Raw genomic sequence first — 14,368 nt, 5'->3', positions numbered from 1 at the left:
CTATTAAGTAATAATAATGCTTATTTCCTTCTAAAAAGTATTTAATTTTTAGATTTGGACTGAACGATCGTTAAAGATAGGTGTTATTAAATAGCATTCTTTAAGTTATTTTCTATTTTAGCGATATTAATAGCTATAGTCACTGCACTACAAAAGAGTTATGTTTTGGATGAATATCATAAAACAATTTAGATAAGTCATTGAGTCTAGCTAAACAGCTTGGTGTTAAAAAGTTTGGCGATATTTTTAGAAAAGGAGTGATCTTTGAAATTTTCTTGTTCATTGGAAACATCTTCTGAGCGTATTCGTTTAGTCAATGTTATCTCACCGCTTATCAAAGCAGGTTATCAACTCTTATCCCAAAAGCAAGAGTCTTCAGAAAATGGCGGCAATATTATTCATGTTGTTGCCAAAAGCAGAGAGTCAAAGACACAAGAGGATTTAATCAATGATTTGTCTTCTATCGAAGGCTGTAGCCTTTTTCAGTTAGAAATAGATGAAGATGACAGTGCAGGTGCAGGTGCAGGTGCAGGTGCAGGTGCAAGTGCAGTAGATGCCGTCTCATCAGCACCACCAATGAAACAAAGCTTGGATGAAAAAAATGCTTTAACATCTATTGGTGCTCAGTATCCAGACATAGTAGATGTGGTTAGACGATATGAGAATGTCGTACCAAATGACATTCGCGATCAAGCATTGTATGAGTTAGGACGCAAGGTGGGTGGCGGTATTTATCAACGTGACTACTCTCTTGGTAGTCCATTAAAACTATCAGCAACCATTAGTCGTGAACTTGTACCAGCCTTAAAAGAATTTTCTAAGGTGAAAGCTAAAAACGATGTAATTTCGTTAATTAAATGCCCATTCTGCAAGTTGTCAGATAGCAACCATTCAGGCTGTCATTTTGTTGTTGGTTATATAGAAGGCTTCTTAGCAAGTAATCCTGCGGTAAAAGATGCTCAGGTCAGAGAGACAAGTTGTGGGGCTGGTAGTACCAATATTTGTGAATTTACCATTTGGTAAAAAATCATGCATAGACAGTTTAATGCCTATGAATAATAGTAATAAATGCATAAAGTATCTTGGTTCATCCAAACCAGTGTTGCTTAAGCTCAGTTTTGTTAAATATAGAGGGCGAAGAAAATGATAGAAGTTGAATATAACCTGCTTTTGGTGTTTATCTCATATGTTATTGCAGTACTTGGTTCTTATGTTGGCTTAAACCTTGCCATCCGCGTGCCATCTGCTAAGCCAGGAAACGATCTATACTTTTGGGTCGCATTGTCTTCAATCGCGCTCGGTGGTGCCATTTGGTCGATGCATTATATTGGTATGATGGCCGTTGATATGAAGATGCCGGTCACTTATGATTTAAGCTTGACTATTATCTCAATGTTACTTGCCGTTTTATTTGTTGCGGTTGGTATTGTTATCGTTGGTCGCGGAGAGCCTAATATGGCCAAGTTGATTGGCGGTGGAGTCATTACTGGACTTGGTATTGCGGCAATGCACTACACAGGTATGGCTTCAATGCAAATGGATGCAACCATGTCATATAACATGCCACTCCTAATGGTTTCAATTGCAATTGCAATCGTTGCAGCGATAACTGCGTTATGGTTAGCGTTTAATCTACGAGGCACATTACAACGCTTTGGTAGTGCGTTTTTGATGGGGCTAGCGGTTTGTGGTATGCACTATGTTGGTGTGGCAGCTATGGATATGCAGATGACAGGTAATATGATGCCTATGAGTCATTCATATGTTCATCCTACTTCTTCATCAATGATTATCTTTATCGGTTCAGTAGTTGTATTGGGATTACTATGGATTTTAGCCTCTAAAAATGCACCTAAAAAAGAGAATCTAGTATTTGGTGAATAACACTCAGCCATGACTGTTCTGTTTATTAAGTCGCTTATAACAAAAAAGGTTTTTAGAATTTAATTCTAAAAACCTTTTTTATGCCGTACTGTTTTTGAATAAAAGCCAGTCGTATATATACTCTAATCAATGATGGCTTCTTCTATCTTGACACTCGTCATGATAGAGCGTACTTGGCAGGGCTTTATCTGTTGGATGATGTCAGACAGTTTAGGCTTGCTTGTTAGGCCTAACCAATAAGCAAAGCCGACTTGGGTTAAGTCTATACCACAATGAGTCGTATAACCTATACCACCCGATGGACGACTGTTAATTTCCAATACACGGTGCTTACCTTCGTCATCAGCTTTGGTCTGCACACTGACGATACCATCACAGTTAAACGCTTTAATGAGCGGAATGACCACATCCATAACAGATTTTTCGTAGCCAATATGCTGGACCTTCCCAGTTTTGTAGCGAGTGACTGCAGCCAGTACTTCGCCATATTCGCACACGACATCGATAGAGTATTCTTGTCCTGATAAGTAAGGCATCAATAGCATAGGAATGGGGCGATCATGTACCATTGAGCTGTTCTTATAGGCGTTTAGAAATTGTGTAGTGCTGATTTTTTTTTGTTCAGTAAAGTATAAATGCTCAAAGCTATCATATTGATTTATCGTTTCTTTACCTGAATCTAATCTCCAAAATCCTTGCGCAAAAATACCAGTCACTGGTTTGACGCATAAAGGTTGATGACCATGTTTGGCAAGTAAGGACTCAAGCTCGTTGACGTTGTCAAAACGCCAAGCCTCTGCGACTGGAATATCATGCTGATGACACTGTTGCATAAAGGCAAATTTATCATCAATTGACTCTAAAGATGAAACGCTGGTTGCGCCGGTTAATAAACGAATACCTGCAGCTTCAAATATCTCACGATGGGCTTCATAATCAACCCCATTACGTCCAGTCAGTAATACTTTTACTTTGTCTTTTTTTGCTTGCTCTAAGACGAACTGCCAGCGTGACATCAGTGGTGTAGTAGGTTCAGGCGCTGTTTGCTCATTATCACTTGCAGTGATGGCGTAAGGCTCAAAATAGATATTATCAGCAAACTCAAAAATCTCAGCTCTATTATCACGATGTGAGGCAATAATATTGAATGGTGTATGAGATTGCGCCTTTAATGACTGCAAACTGGCTAACATATCACGCTGACTTGATTGACCTTCGGCTAGCCAAGCAGCAGTTGATGTTATAGGGTAGCTATCGTTAGCAAGATTATTCATAATTCTCTCAGCAGTATCGTAGGTTTTAGATGTAATTGGATGATGTGATATTGTTATCTTAACAGTATTGGGAATGTAAGCAGGCGTGAAAAATAGCTCAATTTTAGGTTGCAAACATTGCTGACATTAACAGTTATTATATACACATACCCATTGTTATAAATGTAGTTAATAAAATAGCACTAAAGTTTTTTGGGATAGCTTTTGCACTGTTGCTGAATGAATATCTTGGCTCATATGGATAATGACATTCATGCTACTATATGAGGATAACCACGATGCCTCTTAGCGTCATGAACATATCGACATAATAAACAACTTAAAGGACGTATGATGAGTCAAGCTTTAATTGCAGGTGCCAATGCACCATTACCGACAGACAATATTAGCATCCGTATTCTGAGCCAAAATGCAATTGATTGTGCGGCTTATCGCTTGACCACGGAGGGTAAAGTACGCGGCGATGGCGATATGATATTTTATGGGCAAACACGTAGTGATGATGGCAGTGTCAGTTTTCGTGGTCACGATAGTGATGGGTTTTTTGATATTAACTTACCAGCGCAGCCTGCCAGTATTGAAAAAATAGCACTCGCGTTTTCTAGTGCGCAAACGCTTGCACAAGTGGGTGATGTCGATATTCAGGTGCTAAAAGGTAGTCAAGTATTGATGACTTGTCAACTGAGTGCTAATGGACGTGATGAAAAAGCGATTATTTTAGCGGAGTGTTACCGTAGGCAGGGTAATTGGAAATTTAGATTTATTGCGCAAGGATTTAATGGTGGGTTGAAGCCACTATCAGAACACTTCGGTGTTGAGATTGCTGATGAAACACCACCTCAGAGTCAGGATTAAAGCCAGTCTCAACCTATCAATACCCAGCGTCCAATTGATACGCAAAAAGCACGTAGTGCACCTCAGACAAGTACGCCGCCACCGATTCCGGCCAGTCCTTCAGTCAATTTAAGTAAAGTAACTTTAACCAAAAACCAATCCAGCATCAATCTGAAAAAGCGCGACGATTTTGGTAAAATATCAGTCAACCTAAACTGGAACCAACGCCCAGAAACTAATCAGCATGCACCCAAAAAAGGTCTGCTGGGAGATTTATTTAAACAGCATAAAGCGGGTGGTATTGATCTAGATATTGGTGCGATGATTCACTTGAAAAATGGTGAAAAAACACTGATCCAAGCATTAGGCAATCGTTTCGGCAGTTTGCAGTCAGCACCATATGTTTGCTTGCGTGCTGATGACAGAACAGGGCAGGTGAGTGGTGGTGAGTGGCTTGATATTAATGGCCAACAGTGGTCACAAATCGAAGAAGTATTTATCTTTGCTTTTATCTACGAAGGTGCACCCAATTGGGCACAAACCGATGGCGTGGTGACGATTGCCGTACCAGAGCAGCCACCGATTGAAACACGCTTAACCGAAGGTGCAGGCAATCTACCGATGTGTGCTATTGCTCGTTTGGTCAATCAACAAGGCAGTATCAATGTTGAGCGTATCAACCAATACTATAAAGGTCATCAAGAGATGGATAAAGCGTTTAATTGGGGCTTTAGCTGGAAGCGTGGTAGTAAGTAACCGTATTTATAGCTCCAGTTAATAGTCTTACTTGATAAAAAAATTGGCCCTTCTATTTATAGAAGGGCCAATTTTTTATAGTAACGTTGTAACGTTGTAACGTTAAAAGAGTTATTGAAACCAATTAAGCATGCGGTGTGATAGCAGGCATTAAATCATGGAAGGTACGACCAGAGGCTATTTCACCGATAGCATGCATTTTCCATTCATTGTTATGGCGATACACTTTTGCCATAACCATCGCCGTGTGACCGCCTTGCGCTGATAAGTTATAGCGAGCCACTTCTTGATTGTTATTGGCATTGACGATACGGCAAAACGCATTTTCTACTGTCTCAAATGTCTGACCAGTAAAGCTATTAACGGTAAAGACTAAAGAGGTAACACTTGCAGGGACTCTCGATAAATCTACATTGATGACTTCATCATCACCATCGCCATCACCAGTACGGTTATCGCCAGTGTGTACGATGCTGCCATCTTTTGATTTAAGTTGACTGAACCAAATGGCATCAACTGCTTGTTTATTAGCATCGAACATAATGCATGAGGCATCTAAGTCGATAGAGTCACCACCGCCACTGGCGCCACCGAATAATTTGCCTAAGAATCCACCTTTTTGACCTTGAGAGCTTTGTGCGACATCCCAGCCCAAACCTAATTTTACCTGTGTGAGATCGCCACCTGCTTCTTTACTAAGGGAGATCTTCTGACCTTTTTGTAAGCTAACTGCCATGTTCGTATCCTTATAATAGTTGTGAGTAAAACCGTTTAAAATAGTGCTAAGAGATGCTATAAGATGTTATCTAAAAACCCACCACCGCCACCACGTCCACCTGAGCTACTGCCTAATACACTTTGTAACCAACCTTGGTAGCTGTCACGATTTCGAGAGCAAATAATAACTTTACCAGTACCAGAGAAGTTCAAAACCATGCCTTCACCACTGGTGACTGAATTGATGATATTGCTCATAAACCCTTTTTTCTTACTGGTAGAGACCGATAACTTATAATCTAGATTTGAGTCCCAGCAAACGACGTGTCCGTTATCAATAATGACGTCTTTATCGGGCGTCACCTCAATCTCAAATAATGAACCGAAACCCGATACCACGACTTGACCTTGGCCCTGTGTCTGCATGACCATAAAGCCCCCAGTATCACCAAACACCGCACCACCAAGGTTACGCTGAATGTTGGCTCTGATATCGACGCCAGTTTGTGCAGCCACAAACGCACCATCACTAAGCGTATATTGCTGAGCACCACAATCAATGATTTGCATATCACCATCAAGCGTAGGCGCGAGTAAACAATCGCCTTCACCATTTACCGCTTCGATTTGTTGTTGAAATAACGATTCATCATTGGCAAAACGGCGCATAAGTGACTGCATCAATCCGCCTTGCAACTTACCTTTTAGCTCAAGGTTTGATTCCATCATTACCATTGCATTGGCTTCACAATAAATCGAATCGCCTTTTTTGAGGTTGCAATGCAAAAAAGGTTCGATGGTACCGATTAAGCTGAACGTTGCGGCCATGAGTTACCCATCCTTATTCTGATTTTTAAAACGTGCTCTTAGAGTCTGATTTTTAGAATGTTTGGTTTTTAGTTTTAGCGAGCCAATTAAAACTAAAGCCATCAAATGCTTTAAAATGGCACACTTGATGGCTTGTTTTTATCTCAATCAAATATTTAATTGAAATATCTATCTTGCTAAGCGATTACGTCAACACTAGGTTTATACGTTTACGCCATAAGAAGAGGCTAATGGCCCAAGACCACCGCTAAAGCCTTGACCCACGGCGCGGAATTTCCAATCGCCGTTGTGACGATATAGCTCACCAAAAATCATCGCTGTTTCAGTGCTACCGTCTTCTGATAGGTCATAACGTGCAATTTCAGACTGACCATTGTCATTTACAACACGGATGTAAGCATCGCCAACTTGACCAAAGTTTTGGTTACGAGCTTGACCTTCATAGATGATTGCGCAAACCGCTACTTTGCTGACATCGGCTGGGATATTAGCAAGATTGATTTTGATTTTTTCATCATCGCCATCACCTTCACCAGTACGGTTATCGCCAGTATGCTCTACGGCACCATTATCTGACTTTAGGTTATTGAAGAAGATAAAATCTTGATCGTTACGAACTTTCCCTGCTTCGTTGACCAAAAAGCCAATAGCATCTAGATCGAATTCTTGACCGTCAGTGGCACGTGGGTCCCAGCCCAAGCCGACAGTAATATTGGTTAAACCAGGGGCTTCTTTTGATAAGTTTACGTTGCCGCCTTTTGTTAAGCTAATAGCCATATAAATATCCTATTTATTAATAATTGAATGATAAGAAAACGAACTGAAAATGGTACAGTGGTCGATATGTAAGTGTAAACAAGCTATGCCTGTATAAGCTCTATATATCATTACGTTTTACTATACTAAGCGATTGCTTAGTAAGCAAGCCGTATTTTGTGCGCTTACTATATGCTTACTAAGCAGCATAATAACCGAGTGTCTCTGATACTTTTTTACAACTACGACAACAGTGGTTAAGGTATTGTTATCAAAAGTAAATTGTCTAATAATGAACACAGATATCAGAATCGAAATGATGGCTTGATATAAGAAAGGCTGTGTCAAATATATTGACACAACCTTTTTTTGATTTATTGACTGGCTTAGTTTTTTAATATCAAAAGCGCATCAATTGATAGACTTCGCTTCTTGCTTACGGTAGTTAAGTGACGCAACAAACGCCCAACCAATAAAGGCAATACCGATAAGACCAGTAATGACTTCTGGCACGTGGAATTTCACCGACAACAGCATGATAATCGCTAATGCACCAATCGCATAATGCGCGCCATGCTCAAGATAAACAAACTCGTCAAGCGTGCCTTTATCTACCAAGAAGATAGTCATAGAACGTACAAACATCGCACCAATGGCAAGACCTAGCATGATGACAATAACGTCGTTGGTAATGGCAAATGCACCAATAACACCATCAAAACTGAATGAAGCATCGAGGACTTCTAAGTATAAGAAGCCGATGATACCGCCTTTCATAATAGCGCTAGTCGCTGCTGCACCTGAACCATTTTCTTCGTTTTCTAGGTCTTCTTCAAGGTCACCTTCTAGCATGCCAGAGACAACCTGTACGCCAAGATAAACCAAGATACCCCAGACACCCGCAATCAATACAGCACCTGACTGCTCAGTACTGGCCCACGATACGGCAATCATCAAGACGATGAGAGCGACAAATACGCTCATGGCATCGACTTTGCCAAGCTTAGCCAAACGGCTCTCTAACCAATCAAACCAATGGACTTCTTTTTCATCAAAGATGAAGTTTAAGAAAACCAACAGTAAGAAAATACCACCAAATGCTGAGATTTCAGCATGATGCGCCATTAGCCTGGCTGAGTATTCTTCTGGTTGGTACAGAGCTAGATTGACGACTTCCATCATGCCAAGATCAGCGGTAACCGCAACGATGACAATAGGGAATACTAGGCGCATACCGAATACTGCGACTAAAATACCAACGGTTAAGAAGATCTTTTTCCAAAATTCGTCCCAGCCTTTGAGGACTGAAGCGTTGACCACCGCATTATCAAACGATAATGAAATCTCCATAACGGCCAAAATGGCAGTAATAGATAAGGTGGTTATCATGCCACCCATACCATCATGTGAATATCCCCACCACGCAGCTATCATCAAAGCGATAGCTGTGAAAATGAAGTCTAAATAAAAATGTCTCATGACATATCCTGTCTGGTTACGTAAAGCTAAAGTCGGTCTGCTATAGGCATAGCCTATGAAAAAGAGGTTATTGTTAGCCACTTTTTATGCATAAATTTAAATGAAACATATAGTATTACTGATTGTTTTACCATCTAAAACTACAACTATTTTGCAACTATTTGCAACCAGTGATGAGCATAGAGAATATACAGTGATGTCAGTAAAATTTAATAGTGAAAAATTGTTTATTATAAGTGATAGGGTGCATCGCTAAGCACGTTCTACTCAGAGCCTAGTGATGTCACCCTATATTGAGTGGTTATCTGATATAAGCGTTTATGCATATTACAAGTTACGATATAAAAGCGATTAAATATCTACACCATACTGCTGACACATCGCTTGTAAGCCGCCTGAGTAGCCTTGACCAACAGCGCGGAATTTCCACTCACCATTATGACGATACACTTCGCCGAACACCATGGCAGTCTCAACAGAGTAATCTTCTGCCAAGTCAAAACGAACCACTTCGGTACCTGTCTCTTCATTAACGACACGAATAAAAGCGTTAGCGACTTGACCGAAGTTTTGACTACGAGCCGCAGCGTCATGAATAGTCACTGTCACTACAATTTTATCGATATCGGCAGGTACTTGAGTCAGATTGACTTTAATGACTTCATCATCGCCATCACCTTCACCAGTACGATTATCACCAGTATGTTCAACAGCACCGTTGTCAGATTTTAATTGATTATAAAAGATAAAGTCATGATCACCGCGTACTTTACCAGCACCACTCAGTAAGAATACGCTGGCATCCAGATCAAACTCAGCACCAGAAGTTGCGCGCTCATCCCAACCTAGACCAATGAGTAGCTTGGTTAAATTTGGGTCAGTTTTGGTTAGCGATAAGTTACCGCCTTTATTAAGTGATAAAGCCATGAGATTATCCTTGTTATTAGAGTAGGGAGAAGTGCAATATCAAAGCAGTAGCCATGCGATTGAGTAAAGCTAAGCGAGCAAAATCGATAGTGTGATCAACATTATCAATTAACCATCGCCGCAAAACTATTGCTTAATAACGCCCTATCATAACAACAAAAAATGACCCAATCAAAGATGATTAGGTCATTATTATGTTTTATATAAAATACTGGGTTAGCAGATTTTTTAAGTGTTCACTGATATCGTTTAGCGATGGCGAATCTCAAAGCTTTGATGAATTGGTTTCTTGATATTAAAGTCAAAGCCAATGGTCTTTGGCGTGATATTAACGATGTCGTAGCGCTCGGTCAATTGCTCATCAAGCTCAAAGCGAGTAAAGTTATTTGAGAAATATAAGACACCATCAGAAGTTAATCGGTTCATTGCACGGTTAATGAGGGCGGCATGGTCACGCTGCACATCGAATGTACCCTGAAACTTTTTAGAGTTCGAAAAGGTCGGTGGATCGATAAAAATAATATCGAACTGTTCAGTATTGTCTTTAATCCATTCAAAAATATCAGCAGCGACGAATTGGTATTTGTTGCGACTGACGTCTAAACCATTAAGTACAAAGTTCTGCTTACCCCAATCCAGATAGTTCTGTGACAAATCGACACTGGTGACCTTTTTGGCGCCTGCCAATGCCGCATGGGCACTGGCTGTACAGGTATAGGCAAATAAGTTCAGTACAGATTTGCCGTGACTGTTGCTTTTAATACGCGCGCGCATGTTACGGTGATCGATGAATAGTCCCGTATCTAGATAGTCAGTAAAATTGACATAGAAATAAGCACCATCTTCGCGAGCGACATGGAACTTGCCACGCTTTTCAGTTGTGTTTTGCTTGCTATATTGATCATTGCCTGACTGGCGGGCACGGGTTTTGATAAAAACCTGTTCACGGTTAATGTTCAATACTTCGCGAATACCCATCAATGCTAGGTTAAAGCGTTTTTTAGCTGTTTCAGGTGGAATGGTTTTCGGCGGTGCATATTCTTGTACATGTACATATTCCCCATATAAGTCGATAGCAACCTTAAAATCAGGCAAGTCTGCATCATAAGCACGAATATTACTGACATTGTCTTTTTTGGCCAGTTTTTTGAGCTTGGCAAGGTTTTTTTGCAAGCGGTTAATAAAGTCTTGACCGTCTTCTACCTCAATTTCACGCTTTTCAAAACGACTGACAAGGTTGCCTGTTTGCCCTGCAATCAAGGTGCCATAACGGAAATAAACCGTAATAGCACCATTGTGACAGCGTAGTGTCTTAGGCTCTCTAATCGGTAATGTATCGACTTGCTCAACGTTAGCCGCCAAGATACCAAGCATTGGGTCAATGCCACTCCCTGCAAAGCTGTCTTGCAAAATAAGCCCAATCGCTTGATACAAGGGTTTAATCATATCTTCATCACCCAAACGCTCACCGTAAGGCGGGTTAGTGATGATCAAAGGATTGCTTAACCGACCGTCATTGACCATAGGTCGCAAGGTGTCATTGAGCTGATCAAGGGCACGTACCTCAAGATCAATCAATGGCATTAAATCATGTAAGCCTGCTGCAATTAAGTTCTTTTCGGTAGCGATTACCGCACCGCTATCGGCATCAAACCCTAAGATAAGTGGCAAAGTATCTGGCTGTTCAGAGGCAATGGCTAAGCCTTCGGCAAAACGTGTCTGTGCATCGTCAATCATTTGCTGCCATAACACCTCATCATGATGCTGCCATTGATAAAAACCAAATTGATTGGCTGCTTTATCGATACCCACGGCATAATCGCAATGCATCAGTAGCGCTTCGATAAGGAATGTACCAGAGCCACACATAGGGTCAATTAAAGCATTATAAAAAGGCGCGTTGCCAGCATCGTTTTTCTTATGCCAACCAGAACTATAGAGCAGGGCAGCTGCTAAGTTTTCTTTCAATGGTGCTTCGGTCATCGCCACACGGTAACCACGGCGATGCAAGCTGGTACCTGATAAATCCAAATACAGCTCAGCTTGCTTGTCATTCACCGTTGCAAAAATAGAGAAATCTGGGTTTTTGCTATCGACATTAGGACGGCTGTCATAAACTTCATTGAAGGTATCGGCAATCGCATCTTTGATACGCAGCATAGCAAACTGCTGGCTGACGGCCACGCGTTTATCGACCGATAGACGAATGGCAAAGGTTTGCTCTAAGTCGAATTGCTCAGTCCAATTGACTGATTTTGCCAAACCATAAATCTGCTCAGCCACATCGTATTCGGCATTGATGTTTTTACGTTTAATCAGCATCAACACACGAGAGGCGACTCGTGACCAAAGACAAATGGTATATAGGTCGCGCAAAGTACCCGTAACCGCCAAACGGCCTGTGCTTTTGATCTCACTGGTAATACCAAAACTGGTCAGTTCGGTCTGTAGCGGTGCCTCAAGCCCATCGGCACAAGTAATGATAAGGTTAAGCGACAACTCTTGTGAAGCTGTTGCTAAAGTCGAGGGCGCGGTTGTTTCGGTCATACGGATACCTGTGGGCTAAATTGATAAGTAATGCACATCATAAAATGAGATGTTTAACCGGCAATTTTACCATATTTCCATAAATTTAGTTTAAAAGCTGTCTAGGTCGCGTTCTCAGTCTGAACGTTAAACTATAAATGGACTAAAAGTGGTTAAATCATTGCCAAACTGCGCCAAGTAGCTTGCTAAAATCTCGATATTATCTGTACTGTTCTTCTTGTTTGACTGCTGTTTATTTCACGTTTATCGCCATTCTAAAATGAGGATCTGCGCTAGCATTATAAGAGGCAATGTCACAATGGTTAATAAACCTGTAAGAAACTGGTAAGTTAACGTAATATTTGTTCTATACTAAAGAAATGGAGAGGATAACCACAGTAACCGTAGCAGATGACCATCCAATATTTTTGGAGGGTTTGATACTTTTGCTATAAAGGTTTGATAGAAGTCATTACTGCCATTAGCAATATCAAGATAATGTCTAATAGTTCCTGATGGTTCATTTGACGCGTCTTTACGAGGGCCTTGTCCTGTAGCGTTGATACCTTGGTTAGTCTTTATGAAGCTTGAAGGGTCACCCGAACCTAACACCCAAGGAGTAATAGGATGACCGATGTGATTACCGAATCCACTGGCCGGCGGATTTAGCTCAAAGTCTCCATTAGTCAGTTGGCTGGCAAATGCTCCTGTCGTCAATATTAAACTAGTACCAGCTACACTCAAGGCTTGAGTGAGTCTTAATTTTATTTGCATGCGTAGAGCTCCCTATCAGTAATCAATCAACGTTGACCAGACCTGCTGCAAGAGTATCAATCTATACGAGCAATTCATTTACTTAATAAGCACATCTGTTGCGCTTTGCATTGACTGATGCCAGAGATCTGTTGCTTACTGTTTCAGCATATCAAGGATTCAGCAAAAATGTACCTGTAGACATCTGCAGATACATGCGATAAAAGCTGAATGAATTGGAAGTTAAACTTACTTCAATAGAGTTAAGTTGAGCTGGCTTTAAAAGCTGACATTAAAAGAAGTGCTACATATGCACATCAATGATCTGTCTTAGTTAAGGTAGGTGATGTCAGTTTATCGTTTGAAACGAACTCAGTCGTAGTCGCAAACGGCTTGGTTGCGATAGGGTAGTCGACGTCTTTTGGCATGAGTAAACGCATATGAGGATACGGAGTTGAGATATTCGCCGCATCAAGCGCATGTTTGATATCTTCTCTTAAATTCTCTTTAATTTTGGGCATACGTGCAACAGCGGCTGGTTTAACCCAGAACCGCACAATAAAGAACACACCATACTCACCAACTTCATCAACAGTGGCTGAGGTTTCGGGACGGCTCAGTACCACCTCAGTGTCAGTGAGCACTTGTAAAATCGCGTTGCGAGCAGTATCGATATCATCTTCAAAGGCAATACGGACACGAATGTCAAAACGTATAAAGCTTTTTGAGGTTAAGTTGGTAACCTCAGATGAGGCGACATTAGAGTTTGGGATAATGACAGTGATGTTATCTCGAGTCAGAATATGGGTGGTGCGTAAGGCGATAAGTACCACACGACCTTCATTTTCGTTAATATGAATCCAGTCACCTACTTGAAAAGATTGCTCAAGTAAGATCGTGATACCAGCGATAAAGTTAGCCAGTGTTGATTGAGCGGCAAAACCGACTGCTAAACCTACGATACCTAAACCTGCTACCAATGACACGATGTCAAAACCAAATTGTGCCATGACGCTAGCGAGTCCGAGTACTAATAGTAGTACAGACAAGATATTTTTGAGCAGTTGTTCTATGGACGCGTTGAGCCCATAATGTTGCAAAACTCTATGAATGATTTGCCCTGAAGAGGTCCAAAGTACATAGTAAACCCCCGCCCAAGTGCTTGCTTTGGCAGTAGCTTTAATGGTGTCTGGTTCAAAGTAGATTTGACTCATGATGGCAATCAAACTTGCTACAATCCAAATATAACGCAGCACTGATCGGACAATCTTAATACGACGCTCATTCAAACGAATTTTTGTTTTACTTTGCTTTATGACATAAATGGCAAGCCAATAAAAAAATCCCAATACTGCAAGCAGTATTAGGATTTTGATAGCAGTACTTGCCAGTTCAACTGCTTGAGATGACCAGTCCAGTGACTCTTCATCCGCAGAGCCGCCAAGTGCAAGGTAAAGACTAGTATGGAGATCACGAACAATCTCTTTAAAAAAATCAGTAATACTAGCGATCGGCATTTTTTGATCCATGCATAGTTTGGTACATACAAAGTGTCTTACATAAGATATTTGATTATAAGTTATCTTAAGTCATTGGTACAATGAAATACAATATGCATGATGATTGATACTCAG

The 14,368-nt window shown here is 40.9% G+C and carries 11 protein-coding genes and 1 pseudogene; 3 read left to right on the top strand and 9 right to left on the bottom strand.

The window, feature by feature from the left end:
- Positions 1 to 264 precede the first annotated feature (264 nt).
- The gene (locus ACT3SX_RS05105) at positions 265 to 1,023 is read left to right on the top strand and encodes a hypothetical protein (RefSeq protein ID WP_192991984.1); all 759 of its coding nucleotides are present in this window, start codon (positions 265 to 267) and stop codon (positions 1,021 to 1,023) included.
- A 120-nt stretch (positions 1,024 to 1,143) separates the two neighbouring features.
- On the top strand, positions 1,144 to 1,884 hold the full coding sequence (locus ACT3SX_RS05100) for an MHYT domain-containing protein (RefSeq protein WP_192519003.1): 741 nt from the start codon (positions 1,144 to 1,146) through the stop codon (positions 1,882 to 1,884).
- Between the two features lie 122 nt (positions 1,885 to 2,006).
- Here the strand turns inward: ACT3SX_RS05100 and ACT3SX_RS05095 are convergent, their stop codons facing one another.
- On the bottom strand, positions 2,007 to 3,158 hold the full coding sequence (locus ACT3SX_RS05095) for an ATP-grasp domain-containing protein (RefSeq protein WP_192519004.1): 1,152 nt from the start codon (positions 3,156 to 3,158) through the stop codon (positions 2,007 to 2,009).
- Between the two features lie 333 nt (positions 3,159 to 3,491).
- Here ACT3SX_RS05095 and ACT3SX_RS05090 point away from each other — a divergent pair.
- Positions 3,492 to 4,748: pseudogene (locus ACT3SX_RS05090) on the top strand (TerD family protein).
- 124 nt (positions 4,749 to 4,872) lie between these two features.
- Here ACT3SX_RS05090 and ACT3SX_RS05085 read toward each other — a convergent pair.
- The 8 genes from ACT3SX_RS05085 to ACT3SX_RS05050 all read right to left on the bottom strand — a co-directional run bounded on the left by ACT3SX_RS05085 (position 4,873) and on the right by ACT3SX_RS05050 (position 14,251).
- Positions 4,873 to 5,484 (bottom strand): TerD family protein, encoded by a 612-nt coding sequence (locus ACT3SX_RS05085; protein ID WP_192519006.1) that lies wholly within the window; start codon positions 5,482 to 5,484, stop codon positions 4,873 to 4,875.
- A 56-nt stretch (positions 5,485 to 5,540) separates the two neighbouring features.
- Complete coding sequence (locus tag ACT3SX_RS05080) at positions 5,541 to 6,293, bottom strand: TIGR00266 family protein (RefSeq protein ID WP_192519007.1); 753 nt, start codon at positions 6,291 to 6,293, stop codon at positions 5,541 to 5,543.
- Positions 6,294 to 6,494: 201 nt separating this feature from the next.
- Positions 6,495 to 7,070, bottom strand: a complete 576-nt coding sequence (locus ACT3SX_RS05075) for a TerD family protein (RefSeq protein ID WP_192519008.1) — start codon at positions 7,068 to 7,070, stop codon at positions 6,495 to 6,497.
- Positions 7,071 to 7,460: 390 nt separating this feature from the next.
- Positions 7,461 to 8,528: a DUF475 domain-containing protein gene (locus tag ACT3SX_RS05070; RefSeq protein WP_192991985.1), complete on the bottom strand. Its 1,068-nt coding sequence runs from the start codon at positions 8,526 to 8,528 to the stop codon at positions 7,461 to 7,463.
- A 351-nt stretch (positions 8,529 to 8,879) separates the two neighbouring features.
- On the bottom strand, positions 8,880 to 9,455 hold the full coding sequence (locus ACT3SX_RS05065; RefSeq protein ID WP_192519010.1) for a TerD family protein: 576 nt from the start codon (positions 9,453 to 9,455) through the stop codon (positions 8,880 to 8,882).
- Between the two features lie 249 nt (positions 9,456 to 9,704).
- On the bottom strand, positions 9,705 to 12,002 hold the full coding sequence (rlmKL, locus tag ACT3SX_RS05060; protein WP_192519011.1) for a bifunctional 23S rRNA (guanine(2069)-N(7))-methyltransferase RlmK/23S rRNA (guanine(2445)-N(2))-methyltransferase RlmL: 2,298 nt from the start codon (positions 12,000 to 12,002) through the stop codon (positions 9,705 to 9,707).
- 351 nt (positions 12,003 to 12,353) lie between these two features.
- Positions 12,354 to 12,755 (bottom strand): hypothetical protein, encoded by a 402-nt coding sequence (locus ACT3SX_RS05055; protein WP_192519012.1) that lies wholly within the window; start codon positions 12,753 to 12,755, stop codon positions 12,354 to 12,356.
- Positions 12,756 to 13,051: 296 nt separating this feature from the next.
- The gene (locus tag ACT3SX_RS05050) at positions 13,052 to 14,251 is read right to left on the bottom strand and encodes a mechanosensitive ion channel family protein (RefSeq protein WP_225739133.1); all 1,200 of its coding nucleotides are present in this window, start codon (positions 14,249 to 14,251) and stop codon (positions 13,052 to 13,054) included.
- Between the last annotated feature and the right edge of the window lie 117 nt (positions 14,252 to 14,368).

The organism is Psychrobacter sp. AOP31-B2-9 (assembly GCF_052378005.1).
GTDB lineage: Bacteria > Pseudomonadota > Gammaproteobacteria > Pseudomonadales > Moraxellaceae > Psychrobacter.
This window is presented reverse-complemented; position numbering and strand designations above follow the sequence as displayed.